This window comes from Pseudoalteromonas sp. GABNS16E, assembly GCF_028598715.1.
Classification (GTDB): Bacteria; Pseudomonadota; Gammaproteobacteria; order Enterobacterales; family Alteromonadaceae; genus Pseudoalteromonas; species Pseudoalteromonas atlantica.
This window is the reverse complement of sequence record NZ_JAQREZ010000037.1, coordinates 22,585-45,232: the sequence shown is the minus strand read 5'-3', so window position 1 is coordinate 45,232 and position 22,648 is coordinate 22,585. Positions and strand designations below refer to the sequence as shown.

The 22,648-nt window shown below is 40.3% G+C and carries 22 protein-coding genes and 1 pseudogene; 9 read left to right on the top strand and 14 right to left on the bottom strand.

The features are described from left to right. The coding region (locus tag PSI06_RS14690; RefSeq protein ID WP_337944267.1) for an IS3 family transposase at positions 1 to 181 on the top strand (181 nt) is incomplete at its 5' end. A gap of 39 nt (positions 182 to 220) precedes the next feature. On the opposite strand, the gene fabA is transcribed toward PSI06_RS14690, so the two are convergent. Next, entirely contained in the window at positions 221 to 736 is a 516-nt protein-coding gene (gene fabA, locus PSI06_RS14685; protein ID WP_004586523.1) for a bifunctional 3-hydroxydecanoyl-ACP dehydratase/trans-2-decenoyl-ACP isomerase, read from the bottom strand. A gap of 204 nt (positions 737 to 940) precedes the next feature. On the opposite strand from fabA, the gene PSI06_RS14680 reads away from it, so the two are divergent. Genes PSI06_RS14680 through PSI06_RS14670 form a run of 3 tightly spaced genes read left to right on the top strand, consistent with a single transcriptional unit; the run spans position 941 to position 3,049 of the window. Then, entirely contained in the window at positions 941 to 1,798 is an 858-nt protein-coding gene (locus tag PSI06_RS14680) for a 6-carboxytetrahydropterin synthase (protein WP_024033642.1), read from the top strand. After that, complete coding sequence (locus PSI06_RS14675) at positions 1,791 to 2,609, top strand: M23 family metallopeptidase (RefSeq protein WP_273604082.1); 819 nt, start codon at positions 1,791 to 1,793, stop codon at positions 2,607 to 2,609. Before PSI06_RS14680 ends, PSI06_RS14675 begins: the two co-directional genes overlap by 8 nt. A gap of 5 nt (positions 2,610 to 2,614) precedes the next feature. Further along, positions 2,615 to 3,049, top strand: coding sequence for an acyl-CoA thioesterase (locus PSI06_RS14670; RefSeq protein WP_024033640.1), 435 nt, complete (start codon positions 2,615 to 2,617; stop codon positions 3,047 to 3,049). Positions 3,050 to 3,245: 196 nt separating this feature from the next. Here the strand turns inward: PSI06_RS14670 and PSI06_RS14665 are convergent, their stop codons facing one another. The 5 genes from PSI06_RS14665 to PSI06_RS14645 are packed head-to-tail and all read right to left on the bottom strand — an operon-like array spanning position 3,246 to position 8,829. Then, positions 3,246 to 4,568 (bottom strand): Na+/H+ antiporter family protein, encoded by a 1,323-nt coding sequence (locus PSI06_RS14665; protein WP_054982498.1) that lies wholly within the window; start codon positions 4,566 to 4,568, stop codon positions 3,246 to 3,248. Positions 4,569 to 4,576: 8 nt separating this feature from the next. Then, on the bottom strand, positions 4,577 to 6,538 hold the full coding sequence (locus PSI06_RS14660; protein WP_273604083.1) for a transglutaminase family protein: 1,962 nt from the start codon (positions 6,536 to 6,538) through the stop codon (positions 4,577 to 4,579). Then, positions 6,531 to 7,544 (bottom strand): DUF58 domain-containing protein, encoded by a 1,014-nt coding sequence (locus PSI06_RS14655; RefSeq protein WP_407073076.1) that lies wholly within the window; start codon positions 7,542 to 7,544, stop codon positions 6,531 to 6,533. The genes PSI06_RS14660 and PSI06_RS14655 overlap by 8 nt, the downstream gene beginning before the upstream one ends. Further along, entirely contained in the window at positions 7,528 to 8,433 is a 906-nt protein-coding gene (locus PSI06_RS14650; RefSeq protein ID WP_248530883.1) for an AAA family ATPase, read from the bottom strand. The genes PSI06_RS14655 and PSI06_RS14650 overlap by 17 nt, the downstream gene beginning before the upstream one ends. Positions 8,434 to 8,445: 12 nt before the next feature. After that, entirely contained in the window at positions 8,446 to 8,829 is a 384-nt protein-coding gene (locus PSI06_RS14645; RefSeq protein ID WP_029772290.1) for a response regulator, read from the bottom strand. Positions 8,830 to 9,295: 466 nt separating this feature from the next. Here PSI06_RS14645 and PSI06_RS14640 point away from each other — a divergent pair, with 466 nt between their 5' ends. From PSI06_RS14640 to PSI06_RS14620, 5 genes and pseudogenes are all read left to right on the top strand, one after another. Further along, positions 9,296 to 10,618, top strand: a complete 1,323-nt coding sequence (locus tag PSI06_RS14640) for a hypothetical protein (protein WP_273604085.1) — start codon at positions 9,296 to 9,298, stop codon at positions 10,616 to 10,618. A 139-nt stretch (positions 10,619 to 10,757) separates the two neighbouring features. Continuing rightward, positions 10,758 to 12,060 (top strand): annotated as a pseudogene (locus tag PSI06_RS14635) (ABC transporter substrate-binding protein). A 247-nt stretch (positions 12,061 to 12,307) separates the two neighbouring features. After that, positions 12,308 to 13,051, top strand: a complete 744-nt coding sequence (locus PSI06_RS14630) for a carbohydrate ABC transporter permease (RefSeq protein WP_273604118.1) — start codon at positions 12,308 to 12,310, stop codon at positions 13,049 to 13,051. Between the two features lie 2 nt (positions 13,052 to 13,053). Next, positions 13,054 to 13,827 (top strand): carbohydrate ABC transporter permease, encoded by a 774-nt coding sequence (locus PSI06_RS14625; RefSeq protein WP_273604087.1) that lies wholly within the window; start codon positions 13,054 to 13,056, stop codon positions 13,825 to 13,827. A gap of 207 nt (positions 13,828 to 14,034) precedes the next feature. Then, positions 14,035 to 14,994, top strand: a complete 960-nt coding sequence (locus PSI06_RS14620; protein WP_273604088.1) for a sugar-binding transcriptional regulator — start codon at positions 14,035 to 14,037, stop codon at positions 14,992 to 14,994. 829 nt (positions 14,995 to 15,823) lie between these two features. On the opposite strand, the gene PSI06_RS14615 is transcribed toward PSI06_RS14620, so the two are convergent. From PSI06_RS14615 to PSI06_RS14580, 8 genes are read right to left on the bottom strand one after another with little or no spacing between them, the layout of a single operon-like run. Continuing rightward, on the bottom strand, positions 15,824 to 16,966 hold the full coding sequence (locus tag PSI06_RS14615; protein WP_029772718.1) for a phage head morphogenesis protein: 1,143 nt from the start codon (positions 16,964 to 16,966) through the stop codon (positions 15,824 to 15,826). Position 16,967: 1 nt separating this feature from the next. Further along, complete coding sequence (locus PSI06_RS14610) at positions 16,968 to 17,510, bottom strand: hypothetical protein (protein WP_029772717.1); 543 nt, start codon at positions 17,508 to 17,510, stop codon at positions 16,968 to 16,970. Continuing rightward, positions 17,511 to 17,951, bottom strand: a complete 441-nt coding sequence (locus tag PSI06_RS14605) for a hypothetical protein (protein WP_029772716.1) — start codon at positions 17,949 to 17,951, stop codon at positions 17,511 to 17,513. A gap of 9 nt (positions 17,952 to 17,960) precedes the next feature. Then, the gene (locus PSI06_RS14600; protein WP_004586539.1) at positions 17,961 to 18,575 is read right to left on the bottom strand and encodes a DUF3164 family protein; all 615 of its coding nucleotides are present in this window, start codon (positions 18,573 to 18,575) and stop codon (positions 17,961 to 17,963) included. Then, a complete protein-coding gene (locus PSI06_RS14595) occupies positions 18,568 to 20,070 on the bottom strand; it encodes a phage portal protein family protein (protein WP_004586540.1) in 1,503 nt (500 codons plus the stop codon). The genes PSI06_RS14600 and PSI06_RS14595 overlap by 8 nt, the downstream gene beginning before the upstream one ends. Continuing rightward, the gene (locus PSI06_RS14590; protein ID WP_273604089.1) at positions 20,063 to 21,802 is read right to left on the bottom strand and encodes a hypothetical protein; all 1,740 of its coding nucleotides are present in this window, start codon (positions 21,800 to 21,802) and stop codon (positions 20,063 to 20,065) included. The genes PSI06_RS14595 and PSI06_RS14590 overlap by 8 nt, the downstream gene beginning before the upstream one ends. Then, positions 21,802 to 22,308, bottom strand: coding sequence for a DUF1804 family protein (locus PSI06_RS14585; RefSeq protein ID WP_273604090.1), 507 nt, complete (start codon positions 22,306 to 22,308; stop codon positions 21,802 to 21,804). Before PSI06_RS14585 ends, PSI06_RS14590 begins: the two co-directional genes overlap by 1 nt. Further along, a complete protein-coding gene (locus tag PSI06_RS14580; protein ID WP_004586543.1) occupies positions 22,308 to 22,646 on the bottom strand; it encodes a hypothetical protein in 339 nt (112 codons plus the stop codon). The genes PSI06_RS14585 and PSI06_RS14580 overlap by 1 nt, the downstream gene beginning before the upstream one ends. Positions 22,647 to 22,648: the final 2 nt, after the last annotated feature.

The window sequence follows — 22,648 nt, the reverse complement described above, 5'->3', positions numbered from 1 at the left end:
CGGGATATTAAAGCAAGAGTTTTTACTGTATAAATGTCGCAATATGACAGAGTTAAAACAGCTCGTTGAAGAATCGATATTTATATACAATGAAATGCGACCGCACTTAAGTTTGGATATGAAAACATCAAATCAAGTGCATAAAAAAGACGTGGCGCTTTCGCACCAAGTCTTTCATTAAAACCGTCAACCTATTTCAGGACGGGACACATTACTAATTTTAGAATGCGCTTGTGTCTTGAAATAAGCCCACTTTTAAATCTTTTGCTTCGTAAATTACGCGGCCATCTACTTCAACTGTGCCATCAGCCATACCCATAAATAGTTTACGCTTAATTACACGTTTCATATCAAGGCGGTACGTTACTTTTTTAGCGGTAGGTAAAATTTGACCGGTAAATTTAACTTCACCCACACCTAAAGCACGGCCTAAACCAGGCCCACCAGACCAGCCTAAGAAAAAGCCAACGAGTTGCCACATAGCATCTAGCCCTAAACAACCTGGCATAACTGGGTCGCCTTTAAAATGGCAATCGAAAAACCATAGGCTTGGGTCAATATCAAGCTCAGCTACAATTTGGCCTTTACCGTGCTCGCCGCCATCAGCAGTGATTGAAGTAATACGGTCCATCATTAACATGTTGTCGCTTGGTAAACGGCAGTTACCTTCACCAAACATTTCACCTTGACCACATAGGATCAAATCTTCTTTTGTATAGCTATTTTTAGGTTCCATAACACTTATCTTCGCTTAGAAATTGCCAAGTACTTTAGCGTACACTTGTACGCTAAACAACTCGGAGCAGTTGAAAAAAACACTTTTTTGCGTGATTTATCGCCAATCAGTAGTGGCGATTGCTTTTTGCACTATAAAACCGCGCAATTACAATCAGAAATCATTATAATTACCCCTGACTTATAACCAGTTTAAAGGAAGTTTATGATCCTTTTTGTTAACTCACTAACAGTGATTGATTTTTCTTACTTATGTAACAAACGCGGCGCCGTTGGCGAGAGCTGGATTGTTGACTTAACGTTGCATGGCAAGCTAAATGAAGAGTCTATGGTGTTAGACTTTGGCTTAGTTAAAAAGCAAATTAAAGGCATAATTGACGACTGTTTAGACCACAAACTAGCAATTGCTAAAGGTTTAAATGGCACAGTACAAGAATTTGATTCGCACAAAACGCTTGATTGCACATTTGGTGATAACCACCATTTAGCCATGAGTGCTCCGCATCAAGCTTATTGCATGATAGACGCACCAGAAATTAGCGTTGAATCAGTGACTGAATTTTTAATCGACACTATTTTACCAAAACTGCCAGGAAACATTGAAAAAATTGAGTTGTCGCTTAAACCAGAGCACAGCCAAAGTTTTTATTATCATTACAGCCATGGCCTTAAAAAGCACGATGGCAACTGTCAGCGTATTATTCATGGCCATCGCTCGCAAATTGGTATTAGTTTAGATGGTATGTCTATGCCACGCTTACAAAAGCAATGGGCAGAAAAATGGCAAGATATTTACTTAGCCACGCGTGAAGACCAAATCGCTGCAAGCGAATTAAAACACATAAGCGCTAAAAACGATGATGTGTGTTTTGCCTACACCGCTGCACAAGGTTACTTTGAAATGGCGATTAGCGAGTCACGCTGTGACATTTTACCTGTTGATACAACGGTAGAATGTATTGCTCAACACCTTGCTGAGCAAGTTAAGGCAGAATACCCCGACAAAGACGTAAAAATTACCGCCTATGAAGGCGTAGGAAAGGGATCGATTAGTTATGCTTAAAACTCTTTTAGCCACAGCGCTTGTAACCACAACTAGCTTTAGTGCATTAGCGCTTGAGCTAAAAGGGCACCTAACGCAGGGCGGCTTAGTGACAGGCAAGCTTGAAAATGTAAAGTCGGTATCGCTAGATGGTAAAACATTAAAGTTATCAGACTCTGGCGATTTTGTGTTTGGCTTTGGTCGCGACGCGAAAGCAAAACACGCCCTTACGTGGGTAGATACTAACGGTAAAACACACACGCAAGATTTAATGATCACTAAACGTGATTATAAAATTGATAAAATCACCGGTGTGGCTAAAAAGTATGTGTCGCCCCCTAAAGAAGTAAGCGCACGTATTAGCCGTGAGGCGCAAGCAATACGTAAAGCGCGCGCGGTTAACTCTGATTTACAGTATTTTTTAGACCCCGTATTAAAGCCTGCACAAGGGCGTATATCGGGGGTTTATGGTAGCCAACGATATTTTAACGGCGAACCGCGACGCCCACATTTTGGTTTAGATATTGCCAATAAAACCGGCTCGCCTGTTTATGCTCCGATTAGTGGCACCGTGGTGTTTGCTGACCCCGATTTATACTACTCGGGCGGTACGCTTATTATTGACCATGGCCATGGCGTTACCTCTACATATATTCATTTAAGCAAATTAGATGTAAAAGTAGGCGATACAATAAGCCAAGGCGACAAAGTTGCTGAAATAGGTGCAACAGGGCGTGTAACAGGCCCACACCTTGATTGGCGTTTTAACTGGAAAGGCGAGCGCCTAGACCCAGCATTATTGATGCAAGATAAGCTTGCTAATAAAAAGTAGATACTATGACAGACATTAACCGCGATGCAATTATTGCAAAGCGTATTGAAGACTCAACGACCTCGGTCACTAAAACGGTGTTTCCTGGGCGCACTAATCATCACAACACATTATTTGGTGGCGATGCGTTAGCATGGATGGACGAGGTTGCTTTTATTGCCGCCACTCGCTTTTGCCGAAAGCCGTTAGTGACTATTTCATCTGATAGAGTTGATTTTAAAGAGGCTATTCCAGCGGGCACTTTTGCTGAGCTAATTGCTAAAGTTGTGCATGTGGGCAATACATCTCTAAAAGTGGATGTGGATATTTGTTTAGAAACCATGCATAAAGATGATAAGCACTCGGCTATTTCAGGCAGCTTTACTTTTGTAGCGGTAGATGATGACCACAGACCGACACCGGTTGTGTGCGATAAAATGATTTACGGTTTTGATAAGTAAATATTAATTAAATAAGCACCTTTATTAGGTGCTTATTTAATTACCACAAAAGAACACATCATACTAGTTAATTGTAAAAGCAATCTTAGCATCTATAAAAAGATATAGATTAGGTCAGCAAAATAGGGAGGTATAAAAAAGGCATGGAATACATACCTTAAAAATAATGAATTATACACACTATAGTGCAGAGGTGTTAAAGCACCATAGCCGCAATCCAACCAAATATAAGTAATGGAATATTAAAATGTATAAAGGTGGGGATCACCGAATCTCGTATATGGTCATGTTGACCATCGGCATTTAAACCCGAGGTTGGCCCAAGTGTAGAGTCAGAGGCAGGAGAGCCCGCATCACCTAATGCACCCGCAGTACCCACTAAAGCCGCGGTCGCCATAACCGAGAAACCTAAATCTAAACATAAAGGAACAAATAAGGTAGCTATAATTGGCACTGTAGAAAACGAACTACCAATACCCATTGTTATCAATAATCCCACCAATAAAATAGAGGCCGCAGCGAGGGGCTTATTGCCATCAAATAACGCCGCGCCACTGTGAACTAAACTTGCTACATCACCGGTTGCTTTCATTACTGAGGCAAATCCTTGAGCCGAAATCATAATAAAGCCAATCATTGCCATCATGGCGACGCCTTTACTAAATACGTCGCCGTTTTCTTCCCACTTAACAACACCAAATACACTAAATATCATTACGCCTACAAGGCCGCCTAATATCATAGAGCCACTTAGGTTTTGTGCAACCAATGATGAAAGCACAGCAAACAAACCCACGATCATCACTTTTTTTGGTTTCTCAATGTCGCTAGCTTTACTTTGTGTTGTTAACGGTTGCGCTTGGTAGTCACGGCGCTTTGCGTAACTTATAAACACCGCGATAATTAACCCAACCAACATACCGCAGGCAGGAATAATCATTGCCATAGGCACTTGTGTGTTAACTATGTCTAGGCCGTTATCAACTAAGTTTTTATGCAAAATAGAGTATAAGTAAATGCCACCAAATCCATAAGGCAATACCATGTAAGAGGTAGCTAAACCAAACGTTAATATACAAGCAATGGCGCGGCGGTCTAAACGTAGTTGATTAAACACAACGAGCAAAGGGGGGATTAAAATAGGTATAAAGGCTATGTGCACAGGCACTAAATTTTGAGATGAAATAGCGCAGCCTAATATAATTAATAAAATAAAATAGCTTAAAAAGGTTTCGCTGCCTGCACCTTGTGCATTCACTTTGTTTAATAGCTTTTCGGCGAGGATACGGGTTAATCCCGATTTTGAAATAGCCACTGCAAAGGCACCTAACATTGCGTAACTTAGTGCAATTTCAGCGCCAGCCGACAAGCCAGAATTAAATGCATCAACACTTTCTTTTATCCCTAAACCCGCTGTTAAACCAGCTACAAGTGCACTAATTATCATAGCTACAATGACATTTACACGGGCTAAGGAGAGCCCAAGCATTAAAATAACGCCTATAACAACCGCATTCATAGTTTTCTCTATTTTGAAGATTTAATTAATTTTATCAGATCTTTAGCCTGATTTTTACGTTCTTTAGTAAAAGGTTTTTTAGCGTAGCGCACTTGGTTAAATAAATAGCTAAATTCGCTTAAAGGTTCCGCAGCAATAGGGCTTTGCTCAGCAAAGTATATTAACTGCTGATTAGGTGAATAGTGACTAGGCGCCGCTATGTCGTTTTTATCTGCCCAGTGCTTAATTACCTCAAATTCTGAAACTAACGGCGGGCGTTTACTTTTATTGCGTGGCCAATTTAAATAAATAAAGTAAGCAGCAAAGCTAAAAGCAAGTCCTAAAATAACCGCTAAAGGGACCAGCCAAAGATGTTTACTACCAAAAAGTGATTTTAAAAAGTTGCTTTGCTTTTCTTCGTCAAAGCCAAGTACCCAGCTGGTCCATTGGTAATCAAGGGTTTCTAGTTTGAGCCTTAACCAATTAACGGCTGCAAAGTTACTTAAGCTCACTAAGCCAAAATCGAGATTACTTTTAAATTCATCATTGAGTTCTTCGTTTTGCGAAAGTGAACCATTTAAACGCTCAGGGGCGACCACCGCAGTGGCATCAAAAATTTGCCACTGATTATTAATATACACTTCAACCCAAGCGTGTGCATCGTATTGGCGAACCGATAAATAGTTATTTGTTTGGTTTTTTTCGCCACCTAAATAACCGCTGGCCAAGCGCGCGGGAATACCGGCGCTTCTAAAAATATACGCTGCTGCACTGGCGTAATGGCCGCAAAAGCCGCGCTTTTTATCAAATAAAAATTGATCGATAGTGCTGTCACCGGTCATAGGCTCGGGGGTTAACGTGTAGCTAAATTCTTGTTTAGCAAAGTAGCTAAGCAATGCATTATAAAAGTCGCTTTGCGAGGTGGTTGATTGTTTAAGTTTGGCAGCAAGCTTGGCTGCTTGTTGGTTTGTTTGGTTATTTAAGCGTGTGTAATAAGCGGTTTGCCAATCTGAAAGTTGCTCTGTACTCAGTGCTGTACTTGATACCTGATACTGCAAGCTTTTAGCTTGATATTGTTTTTTTCGTAATAGCCCTAGCGCATTACTTTCAACATTTTTATTGTTACTGGTTGCGTAACCAAGCCCATATAACCATTTTTGATTAGCAGGCTCGGCAATAATAGTGTAGGTATGTTGTATCGCAATTTGTTTATTGGGATCAGCACTTTGATTATTATATTTTAATAAATCAGATGTTTTCCACGCTTTACCATCAAAGGTATCGTGTACAAGTGCTCGCCAATAATAAGGTGAGGCGGGCGTGTCGTTATCAAAACGCGCTCTAAAAACCAGTTCATCAGAATTAGACAGCTTTGCAATATCAAACGGGTCTACTTGTTCAGAGAGCCCTGTTTTAGCAAGCTTTGGCCCAGGTAACTGCCAAAAAGCAGGCATTTTAGGTAAAAACAACAGCAAAAATATTGCTAAAGGCAAAGCAATAAATAACAGCTTAGCACTTTGTTTAGAGGCTAATTTTAAACTATGAGAAGATTCAATTAAGCTCAATACAGCAAAGTTGAGTAAAAATAGGGCGCTCATGGTTAAGGTGGTTATTATGCTTTGGTTAAACAAATACGCCGATGAAATAGAAAAAAACGTGAGTGTGACAATAATATGGTAATGTTTTTTTGTTTTAGCCTGCAGTAATTTAAAAATACTAGAGAGCAATAACATAGCAACAAACAATATGACTGTATCGCCTATACCTATGGTGTAAATCATTAATATTAAAGCTAATCCGGCCAAAATATTTGCAAGCCACGCGTTAGGTTTAGGGTTGTTAGTCAGTGTTAAGTACACGTTCCAAAGACATAAAAGCGATAAAACCCCAATAAACAGTATGGGCATATGCGATAAATAAAACGCAAATAAGCAGGCATATATAAAGCTCATTGCTAAATTAATTGCCCGGTAATTTAATAGCTCAGCCATTATTTGCTCCGCCGTATTCGCTCAGAAGTACTAAACACTGTGATTTATCGTGCGTGTCGTTAGATGTTTTGTAACTTGCTGAGGGCAAAATCAGTGTAAACGGTGTGTTGTTTTCGCATGCATTACACACTAAAAAGCAAAGCTGACTCAAGCATTGCTCGGTGTTACCCGTTAGCAGGTTAAAATCAAAAACAATATCGGACTTTTTATAATCTATAAATTCTTTTACGAGTAACTGCTGTGATTTAGCGTAATGTTTCCATGAAATTCGCTGCAATCCCATTTCTGGTAAATGCGTAATTAGCTCATCAAACTCTTCGCTGCCGGGCTCTTTAATACTGCCTGTTTGCGTTGTGTGTTCAAACGTACTGTTGTAAGTGTCGTTTAATAAATGCTCTGGCGCAGGGTAAACGTAAACAGAGTCATTGGGTTGTATATAACTCCACACGCTTACCAGCCCAAATGGGTAATTACTGTGTATTTTAAAACGTTCAAGGGTATATTTACCGCGGGTATTATAAGGTAGGTTAATAATTAAAGCGCTGTCTTTGGGCGTAACTTGCGCTAAGTGCTTTGCATATTCAGGGTCACTCGAGTAGCTAAGCGATACTGATTGCGTAAGTGTAGGGGCTTTTAAAATAAATTTACCCGAGCCTTTATTTGGTGAGAAGCTGGCAAAGCTTTTTATATATTCAACTTTTAGCCCTTTGGCATTTGTATAACCAAGCAGTACGGCAATAATCATCACCACAAACATTAAATAAGCCATCACCAAAATTAAGTTATTTTGATAATTAATGCCCATAACAAAATTTAAAATAGCCACAATAATAAAGTAAAAGCCGAGCTGCGAGGGCACTACATAAATATTGTTATGAGCAAGCGTAATGGATTGCTTTGAATGCTTGTTTTTAAGTAGTTTATTAAGTATACGCTTTTTTAATGCGCCTAATATACTGACCTTTTTGGCTTTTTTTTTAAATAACACGTTAAACTGGCACAGCAACGGTTTTTAGGATTTCATTTACTTGCGCTTCGCCTGACTCGTTATGCAAACCTAATCGGTGTTGGCACACACTTGCAAATACAGCTTGTACATCGTCAGGGGTTACAAACTCGCGCCCTTCAATAAATGCCCACGACTTAGCCGCTTTGGCCAGCGCCATACTTGCCCGAGGAGAGAGCGAGCCTGCAAATGCTGCGCTTTGACGAGTATGTGTTACTAATTCAATAATATAATCGATTACAGGGCTACTTATCACAATTTGGTTAATTAAGGTTTGAATTTGCTGTAGCTGCTTAGCGTCTATTCTTTGTGGTAATTGGCTGTAGTCTCGCGGTTTAATGTTTAAAATAAGTTGTTTTTCAGCCTCTTTAGGAGGAAAGCCTAAACTTATACGCATTAAAAATCGATCTAACTGCGATTCTGGAAGTGGGTAAGTACCCGACTGATAAAGCGGGTTTTGCGTGGCAATTACAAAAAAAGGATTTGGTAACATGTACTTAGTACCATCTACTGTAACTTGCTGCTCTTCCATTGCCTCAAGCAATGCACTTTGCGTTTTAGGGCCCGCGCGGTTTATTTCATCTGCTAATACAACTTGGCTAAAAATCGGCCCTTTATGAAATGTAAACGTGTGCTCATTAGCGTTAAATACATTGGTTCCTAAAATATCGGCAGGTAAAAGATCGCTTGTAAATTGTATACGCTGATACGACAGCCCTAGCACTGCAGCAAGTGCATGTGAGAGCGTAGTTTTGCCCATACCGGGTAAATCTTCTATCAGTAAATGTCCTTCACTGAATAAGCAGGTGAGTGCTAGTTTTATTTGTTGTTTTTTGCCAAAAATAACACTCGATAAATCGTCGATAATTGCCGTGACAGTGCTTTGCATACTGACCTTATTTTATTCGCTTAGTTCGAGGCGCTTCATAACAGAATTAACTTTTTTAGCGTTAAAAGGTTTTTCTATAAAGCCTTTAGCGCCTAATTCCCAGGTGTTTTGCACGTTTTCAAGGGTGTTATGACCCGAGCACATAACAACGTGAGCGTGAGGGTAGCTATCATTAATATGTTCTAGAATATCAGAGCTTTCAGAATCAGGTAAGTCCACATCCAAAAATATGACATTGGGTGATTTTTTATCAAGAAGGGGTTTTGCAGAAAGGTAATCGTTGCTTTCTAAAATATCTTCAAAGCCTAGCTCCGTTAATATTTGGTTTAGGTAGTCACGTATTTCCTTAACGTCATCAATAATAAGTATAGGCTCAAGCGGGCGCACAAATTCCATATGTTAATTACTTCTATTTTTTATACATCTAAAGTAATTTAATTTTATGCTAAGCACAGTATAAGCTCAAGAAAGTAAATCAAAAAACAACCAATTAGCGCTTTTACGCGCCTAAACCTGCCGTATTAATTAAACGCCCACACCATTTAATTGGTTAATAAATGTTAAATAACGCTCTTCAATAGCCCTCTACAGAACACTTTAAATAAGACTTTAGTCATAACTGGCAATTTTATTTTGGAATTCAAAACTATTAAACCCTTGTTTATAAATGTAAATTTTTATAAATACGATTTCATGTAAATGTTTTGTAATAAAAGGTGTTGACGTTACATTATTCATTTGTGATTATGCTCACTGACTGAGCCAATGCTCATTAAGAGGTTTAAAAACACATTAAAGTAAAATGCTCATTCGATTTAGCTGCACACTGAAAATACACAACACACTAAATAGAGAGTTCATTATGTTAAATAATAAGAAAGCTAAATTTGCGCTAACTTTAGTAGCAGCAGCGTTGGCGGCGCCTGCACAAGCAGAAATGTCAGATTACTTTGACCGCCTTGACGTTAACTTTCTAGCAATGCAAAACTTTCAGTCTATTCAAGCTAAAGACGGTGCATTTCGTCCTGGAGATGAAGATCAATCATCAGGTTTTGGGCGTATTAGAGCTAACTTAATGCTTAAGTTTCATATAAATGAATACATTACTGCCGACATTGATATAGCCGAAGAGCCAAACGATTTTGGCGGCGGCGACCGTGATTTTTCGTTCCATAACGATTTTGCAGGTATTGAATTTGATTTACTTGGCTTATACGACACACCAAACGAAAACAAAAATTTAACGCTTCGTTTAGGTAATATTGGCGCGTCTCCATTTCAGTTTAAAGGTTTTCAAGACGGCGCTGATAACCAAGGTAATGCCTTAATTGGTAACGGCATTAACGACTACGCAACCGCAGAAAACGGTGCACAATTAAGCTACACAGAAACTTTTGACAGTGGCGTGCTTCGTTCTTATAACGTGGCAGGTCACATTACTACATCAAGCTTTGGCGAAGCATTTCAAGAAGGTAGAGGCTTTAACTACCGCTTACAAGGTACATTAGAGTTTGAAGGTGGCTTTAAAGTTGGCTTAAATTACTTACAAGCAAACCAAGGCGACCAACTTCGTTTTGAAAATGGCGTAGCGAGCTTAGATGGACTCACAACAACAAATTACCGTTTTGGTGATGGCGAAAACTATAACTTTTCGGCTTCTCCTTCAAGCGAACGTGATACTCACGTAGGTGTTATGCCTGGGCTTGATCAGTCTATCATTCAATTAAATTTAGCGTATCAGCCATCAGATCAAACCAGCATCATTTTAATGTTGGGTAAATCGTCTGACGATTACACCTTTGCAGACTCTGCAGGTAACGCAGTGGCAGGTATTACCTACTTTGGTACAGATGGCGTGGAAGACGAAAACGGTACCACGTTTGATTCTAACAGTGTAATTAAAGGCGAAAGCTCAGTAGAATATTACGCCGTTGAAGCACAGCAATATATCATTCCTGAAAAACTTTACGTAGCCGCGCGCTATGCAGAGTCAGAAAACACTTCCGATTTAATTAGCCAAAATGATAACACCGTTGAGCGCTTACAAGTAGCCGCAGGTTACTGGTTTACAGATTCAACACTTTTAAAAGTTGAGTATGTAAACCAAGAAGAAGGGGCAAACTCAGGCGGCCAGATTGGTCGTGGTTTTGACGGTTTTACCTCAGAAATCTCAGTTAAATTTTAAATAGCTTACTAACTTACTGTTTGGTTTAAAGGTGATTTCAACGCTGTAAATACGTTGAAATTACTCACCGCTTTATTTACTAAGGCGCTTTACAGTTATTTTTTAAGCGTCATTTAACATATTTATGAGGGTTAACCCGATGAAAACTAAATTATTAATGCTCGCGTGTTCAGTTATGGCTATTAACGTAGCCGCTAAAGAAACATAACCATTGCCACTGTTAATAATGGTGACATGATCACCATGAAAGAGCTTAGCAATCATTTTGAAGAACAAAACCCAGAGATTTCATTAAAATGGGTACACTAGAAGAAAATATTTTACGTCAACGTGTAACAACCGATGTTGCCACAAAAGGCGGCCAATACGACGTAATGACAATTGGCACATATGAAGTGCCAATTTGGGGTAAACAAAACTGGCTAACTGAGCTTGATAACCTAGGTGAAAATTACGACGTTGATGACTTACTACCGGCTATTCGCAGCGGTTTAACGATAGATAACAAATTATACGCGGCCCCATTTTATGGCGAAAGCTCAATGGTTATGTACCGTACAGACCTAATGGAAAAAGCCGGCCTAGAAATGCCAAACGCGCCTACGTGGAGCTTTATTCAAAAAGCTGCAAAAGCGATGACCAATAAAGATGAAGGTGTTTATGGCCTTTGTTTACGTGGTAAAGCAGGTTGGGGCGAAAATGTTGCTTTAATTACTTCAATGACAAATTCGTTTGGCGCTCGCTGGTTTGATGAAAATTGGAAACCACAATTTAATACCCTAGAGTGGAAAGCCACACTCCAGTACTATGTAGATGTTATGAAAGAGTCTGGACCTGCGGGTTCGTCAGCGAATGGGTTTAACGAAAACCTAGCGTTATTTCAAACGGGTAAATGTGGTATTTGGATTGATGCAACGGTTGCTGGCGCATTTGTAACCAATAAAAAAGATTCTGAAGTCGCTGATAAAGTAGGCTTTGCACTTGCACCAGATAATGGCCTAGGTAAACGTGGTAATTGGCTATGGTCATGGACACTTGCAATTCCTTCTAGTAGTAAAAAATCTGATGCTGCAATGAAATTTATTAGCTGGGCTACATCTAAAGAGTACAGCCAATTAGTTGCCGATAACAAAGGCTGGGTAAAAGTACCGCCGGGTACTCGCGCATCACTTTATGAAAACGAGCAATACATGAATGCAGCACCGTTTGCACAAATAACGCTTGATTCTATTAATTCGGCCGACCCGAAAAACCCTACTGTTAAACCCGTGCCTTATGTTGGCATTCAGTTTGTTGCTATCCCTGAATTTCAAGGAATTGGCACTGCTGTTGGGCAGCAGTTTTCCGCTGCACTTACTGGGCAAATGACTGTTGAGCAAGCGCTTAACACATCACAACGCCTAGTTGAGCGCACAATGCGTAAAGCGCGCTACCCAAAATAAATAAGTAGGCGGGTAAGTTTAACGCTTACCTCGTATTTTTCGTCAGCATTAGCATGTTATCTAGTAGCCGTTTGTCGCTGTTGCTAAGGTTAATGCTGACTTTTTGAAGGTCACTGATATGGCAACTACACAGTCTCGTACGCTTGCACGCATAATGCTATTTCCTAGTGTAATTTTATTACTAGGATGGATGATAGTGCCGCTGTGCATGACACTCTATTTCTCGTTTGTAGATTAAAACTTACTTATTCCTGGTGAACGTGAATTTGTAGGCTTTTTAAACTACGAGTTTTTTTTAACAGATCCCGCATTTGTTGAATCCTTTTTTAATACCCTTTATTTAGTAACGGGTGTATTAGCTATCACCATTTGTGGTGGTATCGGTTTAGCTGTTCTCCTCGACCAAGCAATATGGGGGCGAAACTATCTTCGTATTATGGTTCTCGCCCCATTTTTTGTTATGCCAACCGTATCGGCTTTGGTGTGGAAAAACATGTTTATGAACCCTGTAAATGGATTATTTGCACACTTTGCAATTAGGCTCGGGTTTGAACCTATCGACTTTTTTGCGCAAATGCCTTTGTTTTCAATCATTATTATTGTTTCTTGGCAGTGGTTACCGTTTGCAGCGTTGATATTACTCACGGCAATTCAATCCCTTGACCGCGAACAACTCGAAGCTGCCGATTTAGATGGTGCAGGGCTTTTTAGTAAGTTTTTTTACATCGTGCTGCCGCATTTATCACGCGCTGTTACCGCTGTTATTTTAATTGAAACTATATTTTTACTGTCTATTTTTGCAGAAATTTTAGTGACAACCAGTGGTGGGCCTGGGTATGCGTCAACCAATATTACTTACTTAATTTACACCCAATCGTTATTACAATTTGATGTAGGCGGGGGATCAGCAGGGGGCATAGTTGCAGTAATTATTGCCAATATTGTAGCCATATTTTTAATGCGCCTTATTGGTAAAAACTTAGAGGGTTAATCATGGCTAGTGCAGCAAATAAAAAATCAAAACTAATTTATACCCTGGCAGCATGGACCATCAGTGGGATGATATTTTTCCCAATTTTATGGACATTAATCACCAGTTTTAAAACCGAAGCAGAAGCAATATCAGCCACACCAGCGTTATTTGCTTTTGATTGGACACTGGAAAACTATCAAGATGTGTTAGCCCGCTCGCCGTATTTTGATCACTTTTGGAACTCGGTGGTTATATCACTAGGCTCAAGTTTATTGGGCTTATTAATAGCCGTACCAGCCGCGTGGTCAATGGCGTTTGTGCAAACGAAAAAAACTAAAAACCTACTTATGTGGATGCTTTCTACAAAAATGCTACCACCGGTAGGGGTGTTAATTCCTATTTATTTACTCTTTAGAGACTTTGCCTTATTAGATACAAAACTGGGCTTAGTTATTGTTATGACCTTAATAAACTTAACGATTATGGTATGGATGTTATACACCTACTTTAGAGAAATTCCGGGTGAAATTTTAGAGGCGTCACGAATGGATGGTGCAACTATTGGCGAAGAAATATTTCATGTATTACTGCCAATCGCATTACCCGGCATAGCCTCAACATTACTGTTAAACGTAATTTTGGCATGGAACGAAGCATTTTGGACACTCATTTTAACCGCTGCGAATGCCGCACCACTAACGGCATTTATTGCCAGTTACTCAAGCCCAGAAGGATTGCCCACTAAAATATGGCGACACAATTTATTTAAGTGCGCCAGAGCACAAGGTACATAGATTTGATAAAAATGGTTTAACGATTAAAAACCCAACAGTTTAATCGAGCGTTTTAAGCCAATACTTTAGGAATAGTAAATTTACCCTAAAGTATTGGCTATTAAATTAATGTGACACTTCGGCATTTTATAAATGAATGATATATTTGCAAATATTATAAAATTATTTATCGCTAAACTAAGCGGCTTATCAAAATAAGAGGTTTATGTGGCAAAGCTATCAAATACAGAAATACGTAAGCTCGATGATGCAGCTAGAGCAGGGTGGCTCTATTATGTTGCGGGTAAAACACAAGACGAAATTGCCAAAAAGCTCAATGTATCTCGTCAATCGGCTCAACGTATGGTGGCATTATCTGTAAGCCAAGGGCTTATTAAAGTAAGGCTCGATCATCCTATTGCTAAATGTATGGATTTAGCAGAAAAAATTAAAAGCCGTTTTGGCTTAGCCTCTTGTGAAGTAGTGCCTAGCGATGGTTCAGATCCAAATTCTACAGTGGGATTAGCGCAAGCCGGTGCTGCTGAAATACAACGCCATTTAAAATCAGAAACACCGAAAATTTTAGCTATGGGTACTGGGCGCGTATTACGTGCATGCGTTGATGAACTGCCAACGCTAGATTGTAGTCAACACAAAGTAGTGGCTATGCTTGGTAATATGGCACTTGATGGGTCGGCTTCACCTTATGATGTAGTTGTTAGGATGGCCGAGCATATAAATGCAAAGCATTACCCAATGCCGCTTCCTGTATTACCAAGAAGTGTTGAAGAAAAACAGCAATTGCATTCACAACATAATATTACCAGTAACTTAAAATTGGCCACTCAAGCCGACGTAACACTTGTGGGTGTAGGTAGCCTAGGCGAAAAATCGCCATTGCATATTGATGGCTTTATTGATGAGCAAGAGCTAAAAGAGCTACAAAATTTAGGTGCTGTGGGCGAAATGATCAGCTGGGTTTACGACAAACGCGGTCAATTAATTGACTGCACTGTAAACCAACGTGTTGCCAGTACGCCATTAAAAATTGAAGGTAATAAACAAATTTACGCTATAGCCGCCGGTGAAGATAAAGTACTTGCGATACTTGGTGCAGTTAGATCAAATATGATCAGCGGTTTAATTACTAACGAATACACAGCAGAACGTATTTTAAGTATGGATTAGCTAAGGTTGTTTAGCTAGCTTTTTAAAATCCACGGATAATAACTGACTGAATGAGCCTTTATTTTTCAAAAAAGAAAACTAACAGGCTCATTTAAAATACCAATAAAGTTTTAATAAATTTAGGCTTTTTATAAAACGTTTTAAATAGCGCTGTAATAAAAGAGCGCCGAACTGAAAGAACGTTGATGAAAATACCAAAGCAAAAACTGATGTGGTTAAAATTTTAAAGTAGCCAATGCTTAAAGTTCTGTGTAAGTAATATAGTTAGTAAAGTTTTAAGTGTAATGGATAATAAAAGCGTAATGATCTGGAATAAACTAAAAGTACATAGCAAAGTAAGACTAGGTATAGCTTGGTAAAAACAACCCTAATGTCCGATACCGTCTAGTATTGGACATAGTAGGAGTGTAATACGCACTCCTTATTACAATATACATAACTACCTATAATTTATATTATGTTAAATAAGGTAAATTAATAAACATTCAAAGTAAGTAGCTTCTATTATTTACGTTTAAACCCCTATTTCTGGAGTTTTGAGTAATAGTGTAAGGGGTTGTTCATTTCTAGAATAATGATGGTATGAGGATTTTCGCCCTCGTCTTTTGGAAAAGCCTATTATTACTGGGTTTAGTGGACCCTGAGCGCAAAATTCAATAAATCTAGATTACGCTTGGTTTTAGACGAACCTTGTTCAAACTGACTCATTATCCAATCATTCCTGCTCATTATACGTTTAGAATTAGATCATTGTTGATCGTTTAACTTTCCTTTAAATACACTTTAAACGCCTTTTAAACACTGTTTAAATATTTTGAGCTGCTGATATTTAAACTTTTTCGGCAGCTACAATTGTATTAAATGTTGGGCCTAGCTCTACAGTGATCATAAAACCTTGATACGATATTTTTACTTGATTGCCTATATAAGCAAATGTATTTGGTTTTTGAACAGCGTTCATTAGTTCGTGAACTTGTTCAATTGCTAGCTGGCCAGTTAAGAACTTTTCAATTTGAGCACTGCTGATAGTAACAGCGCTACTATATATAGGTGCGTTTTTACGTGATAGTTCGTTTAGTAAATTTACAGGCAAGTGCCCTAACGTAAATTGCTGGCTATCTGGTACCGACTTTTTAAGCGCTAGCTTTGCTGCTTGTAAGTTTACCTGCTTTATATAGTACTGCTGAGATTTTAAAACTGCTTCGTTAAATTGTGGTACCGCTAACTTTTGAATGTCAGTTGATATAGTCATAACTGATTTTCCCGCTGCAATGTCTGCGCCTAGCCATGCTTTACCAGGATTATAATCCCAACCCAAATCAATGCCTGGTAACTTACTCAGTTCTTCACCTGTTGATGGGTCTACAAATTTAAATGACTCAGTAAACTTTTTAACTGATTCTGGTTTAGTTACTGATAATCCCATGCGTGCAATATCACGCGCATTAAGTGATACCACTTTGCACCTGCAGTTATAACCATTCGGCGGATAATGCGTATCCCAAAACGAATGATCCACTGGCAGTAAAATGTAATTCCACTTACCGTGATCAGGTCTTACGCGGCTATCACCTGCAGTTAAGTATAATAAATAAGGTCTGCGTTCTTTTAAACGCTCTTGTTGTTGCCAGCGTCCAGCTGCACGCGCAGTGTTTTTGTTGTTTTGATAAATAACTTTTGTACGCCAACCCCGTTTGCCATTGTATGACCAACCGTGATCATCAACTATTTTGTCAAAGCGTTTTCTAAAGTCCGATATAGTCTCGCCGTCACTTATCGCTTTATCTACTGCTTTATATAGCTCGTTTATAATTTCGATTTGTGTTGCACCGGCAACGGTAAATGCTTTGGCGTGAATTAAGCCCTGTAAGTCTTTATATGACTCACTGGTAAGCTTAATTTTGTCTTTGAAATGAGAAATGGCTTCCTCGAACTTAACAAGGTCGCCATATTGTGGAGCTAGTAAGGCCATATTAGTGCTCTTTTAGCGACTGTTGAATGTCTTGAATTTCATTTCTACGTGAATTATCACGGCTATTACCAAAGAAGAAATTCAATATTGACGCTACAACGGTGCCCAAAATAAAGCCCAAAATGGTGTCTGCAAAGCGTGTTGCGGTCTCCGGTATGGTTAAAAACGTTATACAACCTATGTATATAACCGTTGCGACCGACCAAAACCACGCATAGTAATAAATGAAGCGTTTAGAAAACTTATCATCTTGATTAAGTGCCTGTATCTGCATGTTGCGGGCGCTTTGGCTGTTTTTAAACGCTAAATCATCAAGCTCTTTTTCACGGTTTAAAATGCTTTGCCTAAGTTCTTGTTGTAGTGCGCTGGATTGCTGAATACGGTTCATAGCTTCTTGCGCAGACCCCCCATTGGTGATGGTTTGCGCCATATCAACAACTTTCGACGCGACCTTTGATCCATTATCCCCCCCTATCCAACCGCCTATTTTTTTATCCAGGCCTGTGAGCTTTGCAAGGCCAAGTGCTATTGTAATTGGGTCCATTTATGCCTCCATTGATTCATAACTAACGCCACCAATCAGTTCAAGCTCTATATTTTCAATGCGCTTAAATTGTCGAACAAGTGACTTAGACGTTGTAAAAAAACAATCAAAAAATTCGGCTTTATCATGCAATTTTGGAAAGAGTTTTTTTGCATCGCGTTTTCCAAAGTTTTTTTGAATACGCTTAATTTCAGTAGGTTTATATAATGATATGGAGCGCTTGCGCCATACTTGTTCAAGGCATACAGGGCGTGATTCTTTTTTGTTACACCATTCACCTTTTATATAGTCATCAATATAAACGCTTAACACGGTTGTCGATTCAGATTTTCTCTGACGTTGAACAGAGACTCTGTGATCGCCTACAGAGAAGACAACATTAGCAAATGTGCCTGTAAGCTCGTTTTCTATCTCTATCCACTGCTCTTTAGAAATGGCCATAAGCGCCCCCTACAGTTTTGCTATATCGAGTGAAACTGCTTGCTCTATGCCTTTATCATCTTGCTTGTAAAAGCGGATAAAACGGGTTGAATCAACCACTCCAACAGACTCAGCAATAATATTCATTGCTTTGGTCCACTTGCCAGAATCGTCTGAAATTTCAAGTTTACGCAGGGCTAAAATGCGTTGCGGGTTAAGTGAACCCTGCTTATCGGTATTGAATGTTTTGCTTACAATGGCTTTAATGTTTTGGTTGCCGCCTTCGGTCCATTCGTCCAGGCATTGATCGATTAACTCTTTTGCAAGGCTAAGCTCTGGGCCAAGTTCAATACGTTCTTGCGTTTGCAGGGTGACTTTTAATTGGCTGTCAAAGGTGCGCAGTGTCACATTGCCTTTTTTACCGCCTAAGTTAACGCCATGTTCTTGCGCTAATAGCTCTATAAAGTCGTCTGCTTCAGCCATTAAACTTTGTTTAAATTCGGCCAGTGTTTCTTGCATTTCAAGGGCTTTATCAATGGCTTTTTTAACAAACTCATCTTTGATCAAGTCAGTTTGTTTGATGTTGGCAATAGCTACTAAATTACCTTTGCCGTCTTTTAAGTAACCTTCAGGTACATTATTCATCGTCTATCTCCACAGTTTTTGAATTAGCCTCATTCATGCCTGCCATAAACTCATACTCCATTGCTGTTTGGGCAACGTCTGCCAGTGCTGAGTTTGAAATATCAGGAAATTGTGAGGTTATTTTTTGCTTAAGTTCGTCCAGGCTTTTAGCTGCCTGAGCAAATTGATAAATCTGTTTAATGGTGTCGTCACTTGCGTGATCAAACACATCAAATTCGCTGGTAAGCTCTACGCTGTCGGTTGGCTTTTTGGCAAACTCGGTTTTAGCAGGTGTTGCAATACCGTGGCCTTCGTCGGGCACGTCAAGTATTGCTTCACCGTCTTTTGGCTTTGGTACACCGAGCTCTTGATATGCCCACTCTTCACCAACTGGCACAATACGCGCTGTTTCGCGTACGCGAGTTACTGTGTCAGTGTTAATTTCGCGTTTGTCTTTAAATATGAATTTTGGCGGCTCACCACCGTCAAAATTTACCGTATGAAGCGAATTTAAAAGCTGATTACGATAAGAGGCTACAAGCGCCCTGTCTGAGCGTTGGTTGTCGCCAGCACGTTTTGCATGGGTTTCGCTGGCAGCACGTGCGCCGCCATTTTTTTGCTCTGTTGCTAAGGTTTGACTGGTTAAAGCTTTGCTTATTTCAGCATTACAAAAGTTAACTAAGCGCTCGGGCACTGGCTCGCCAGAAAGCTTGCTTTCAATAATATCAATGCTGGTGTCATCGGGTATGGCGGCTATGCCATCTTGAACAAGCTTAGCTAACCCATCAAGTAAGTTATTTATGTCTGAATCTTTACTGCCTATTGGGTATTTACCCACAGGAAATGGAATACCAAAGCGCTCGCACAGCTGCACAAAAAACTTAAAGCCGCCATGCTTGAACGTCCATGGCCAAAAGCAACTACTTAATAATGCAATACCATACGGGTTTTCGGCGCTTGGCATATGGCGAACACATGACCAACGGCGCGGGTCTATGATTTCGCCTTGTGGTTTGTCGCTGGTTTTTACTAGTAGTTCGTGATCACTGTTAAATGCAAAACGGCTATTACGCCAGGTCTCTACATACTCAGGTTGCCAATGACCATCCTGTTTAATGTATTTGCCCAAATGGGTGACACTAAAACCGTTTAAAATTGCGCTGTAATTGTGCCAGTCCATATCGGCCCATTCTGAATGAGCACAGGGTTTACGAGCAAAAAAGGCTTTAGCCAGTTCATAACTTTTTAAACTGGCAGCATCGTCACCGCCTGGCACAAGCTCAGTATTAAAACTGAATAAGCCACTGCGTAGCGAGCGCAACTCGCCAATAACGTGTGCATCACGGGCTATCTCTTCATAAATAGCGGTGTTTTTACCTGCGCGGCGTAATATTGGATCAGGGTTTGGTAGCTCAGTAATAAGCGACGTTAGGCTTGGATCTAAACGGTTTTGGTCAAACATACGGGTAAGCGCTGCGTATGCGTTAGATTTAATACGTGGCTTGCTTTTAAACATGATAGCCCCTTATTTGTTTGGTCACTTTGCGGCTATTAACACGGGGAATACCGCCCGCACCAGTACTGGCTACTATCCATAAAATGGCTAAGCCACAGCTTAAATCGTAGTGATGGTTTGTTTGCTTCTCTGGCCAGTTTTCAAGCTCATCAAGGAGTAAACGACACCGTGAGTGAAAGGCAATTTGTGCGGGAGTATTCGTTACATATGTTTCTAACGAGCCTATACGTTCCTCAGCAGGTATGGTTGCAGTAACACCGCGTAACGGTAGCGCTATACCTTGCTCTAGGCCTGTAGTAATAAATTGGCTGCGCATAAAATCAAAGGCGTTATTGTTCTCAAAGCCCCACACTCGACAGTTATATTCTTTTTGTGCGCGTATTAAATCGTTAAGTAAACGGCTGGTACCACGAACTTTACGGCTTTCATATTCAACATGTAGCTTTTGCAATTCATTAGAGTAAAAACCTACTAATATAGCGCTGGGGTCAGCCTTTTCGGTTTTGCCCATGCTTGGGTCACATGCACCGTAAGGTATCCACTCGTTTAAGCGATCAACCCAAAAATCAAACTGGTAAAATATTGCTTCTTCGTCGCTTTTGGCAATGCCTTGCATCTCGCGGTTAAACTCACGCTTGTTAGCTGCCCACATACACATTAAATCGTAAAGAGAACGTACACTCGGCCAACTGGTAGTTGCACCTTTAAGCATTTGCTTTTTGCGCTTGATCCAAAACTTAAACGATGGTTTTTGCTCGGTTGAAACTGCTTCACCTTTGGCGGCGGCACGTTTTTCAAAGCGCTTGTCGTCATGCACCATTAAATCGCGGCATTCTTCCCATAAATCCATGCGTTCAGGCATTTGTTTAATAGCCTTAAAGCGATGCACAATATGCCCTGGTGCCTCTTCGGCGCGGCTTATTGGGTCGTCGTTATTTAAAACAGTGTTTACACCTAAGAATTTTACGGTGCCATCTGGTGGGCCAAGGTATTGCACGGCTGCTTCTAAAAAGCGCCAGCGGTTATCACGCTCTGTCGGTGATTTAGCCTCGGCATCGGTAATAATGTCATCAGACAGCAGTAATTTAGGGCGGCTGGCACCATGGAACGTACCGCGTACTGATTGCTCAGCACCGCGGCTTTCAAAGCGCACACCTTGGGCTGTTACAAATTCGCCTAACTTCCAAACTGGGGATTTTTGGCATACTTCAGGGAAGTCTAACGCCAAGTTATTATTGTTAAGCAGCTCTGTTTTAACCACCTCAAGTGTTTTTGTTGGCATTTTGGTTTCAGCGCCAAACAAAATAACAAAGTCGATGAATTGGGTTATTTTGGCAAGACCCAGGTCTTGGCATATATCAGGGTCTTGCAGTAGTGCTTGCACGGCGACATACACGGGCGCTATTTTTACGCCAAGGGTACTTTTACCCTCACCACGTGGGGCAACAAACCAGTTTTTCCAGCCGTTTTTAAGCTTAAGTGCCTCTGGGAACCAGTTCATAAAGTAACTTTGAAACTCAGAAGCCTCTTGATTGTCATCAAGCCACATATGATGTGGGAAATACGTATACACAAAAAACTCAAAGTCGCCACTAAGTACACGTTTACGACGCTCTTTAATTGCTGCGGGGCTTGGGTCAATGTTGCGCTCTTTTGCTTCAATATCGCGGCGCAACGAACCAGTTATTTGCTCTATTTCAGCTAAAAATTCACGTGAATTCATATCAGCCATTAGTCATCTAACTCCGTGTCGAGCTTAGGGCCAAAGGCGGTAAGTATTTCAACAAACTCTGGCGCAAATTCAGGGTATTTCGTGGATACAAACTTAGCCAAAATTTTAAGTACTTCGGTAGCAATAGTCCTCTTTTCAAGGCGTTTATTACCGCCTGATACCTTCATCACTTTACTCATCATGTCGGTGAGTGAGCTGAGTATTTTGGTTCGTTGGTCAAGTGATAGCGCTGCACCTTCAGGCGATTTTAAAAGCTCAAATGTTTCGTTAACTTGAATGGTGAATTCTTCAATGAAATCGGTAGTAAACTCCCCTGCAGTACCTTCGCTACGGCGGCTTGCTGCACGGGCTAAATCCCAATCGTCGCCGTTTTCTTTGGCTTCCATTTTCCATCGCCTTGCGGTCCCATCGGCCACATTGTGCTTAATCGCAGCAACACTCAACGCAAGCAACTCTGTTACATAGCTGTGGCGTACGGCGTTTTTCTTTTCAGCTGGGTGTGCCATTAGCCCGCCATCCCATTTTTTACAGCATAGGCAATAAGCGACACAGCCAAACCCGCAGTGCCACCCATGGCAGCTACTTTAACGCGTTGGTTTGTTAGTTTTTCTTCAACCTTCGCTAAGCGGTCATCTTGCTTATTAATGGCTGCAATTTGGCGTTTTTCGCTTTTTTCTATATCAAGCTTTAATCCGTCAGTTATCTCTTTTTGGCGCGCTTCGCTTTTTTCGATGCTTTGATGGATATCGGCTTTAATGTCTTTTAAGTCATTTAAAATAGCCGCCTGACTACCCTGAATTTCACCGATGGCTTGAAATAATAAGTTTTCTTGTTCTTGGTTCATGG

Excerpts from the sequence above, each read along its gene's own strand:
- fabA (WP_004586523.1), bottom strand. The coding sequence starts at position 736 with ATGGAACCTAAAAATAGCTATACAAAAGAAGATTTGATCCTATGTGGT.
- PSI06_RS14640 (WP_273604085.1), top strand. The coding sequence starts at position 9,296 with ATGTTAAATAATAAGAAAGCTAAATTTGCGCTAACTTTAGTAGCAGCA.
- PSI06_RS14665 (WP_054982498.1), bottom strand. The coding sequence starts at position 4,568 with ATGAATGCGGTTGTTATAGGCGTTATTTTAATGCTTGGGCTCTCCTTA.
- PSI06_RS14600 (WP_004586539.1), bottom strand. The coding sequence starts at position 18,575 with ATGAATAATGTACCTGAAGGTTACTTAAAAGACGGCAAAGGTAATTTA.
- PSI06_RS14615 (WP_029772718.1), bottom strand. The coding sequence starts at position 16,966 with ATGGCCTTACTAGCTCCACAATATGGCGACCTTGTTAAGTTCGAGGAA.
- PSI06_RS14585 (WP_273604090.1), bottom strand. The coding sequence starts at position 22,308 with ATGGCACACCCAGCTGAAAAGAAAAACGCCGTACGCCACAGCTATGTA.
- PSI06_RS14660 (WP_273604083.1), bottom strand. The coding sequence starts at position 6,538 with ATGGCTGAGCTATTAAATTACCGGGCAATTAATTTAGCAATGAGCTTT.
- PSI06_RS14590 (WP_273604089.1), bottom strand. The coding sequence starts at position 21,802 with ATGGCTGATATGAATTCACGTGAATTTTTAGCTGAAATAGAGCAAATA.
- PSI06_RS14650 (WP_248530883.1), bottom strand. The coding sequence starts at position 8,433 with ATGCAAAGCACTGTCACGGCAATTATCGACGATTTATCGAGTGTTATT.
- PSI06_RS14675 (WP_273604082.1), top strand. The coding sequence starts at position 1,791 with ATGCTTAAAACTCTTTTAGCCACAGCGCTTGTAACCACAACTAGCTTT.
- PSI06_RS14670 (WP_024033640.1), top strand. The coding sequence starts at position 2,615 with ATGACAGACATTAACCGCGATGCAATTATTGCAAAGCGTATTGAAGAC.
- PSI06_RS14605 (WP_029772716.1), bottom strand. The coding sequence starts at position 17,951 with ATGGCCATTTCTAAAGAGCAGTGGATAGAGATAGAAAACGAGCTTACA.
- PSI06_RS14580 (WP_004586543.1), bottom strand. The coding sequence starts at position 22,646 with ATGAACCAAGAACAAGAAAACTTATTATTTCAAGCCATCGGTGAAATT.
- PSI06_RS14645 (WP_029772290.1), bottom strand. The coding sequence starts at position 8,829 with ATGGAATTTGTGCGCCCGCTTGAGCCTATACTTATTATTGATGACGTT.
- PSI06_RS14625 (WP_273604087.1), top strand. The coding sequence starts at position 13,054 with ATGGCTAGTGCAGCAAATAAAAAATCAAAACTAATTTATACCCTGGCA.
- PSI06_RS14595 (WP_004586540.1), bottom strand. The coding sequence starts at position 20,070 with ATGTTTAAAAGCAAGCCACGTATTAAATCTAACGCATACGCAGCGCTT.
- PSI06_RS14680 (WP_024033642.1), top strand. The coding sequence starts at position 941 with ATGATCCTTTTTGTTAACTCACTAACAGTGATTGATTTTTCTTACTTA.
- PSI06_RS14610 (WP_029772717.1), bottom strand. The coding sequence starts at position 17,510 with ATGGACCCAATTACAATAGCACTTGGCCTTGCAAAGCTCACAGGCCTG.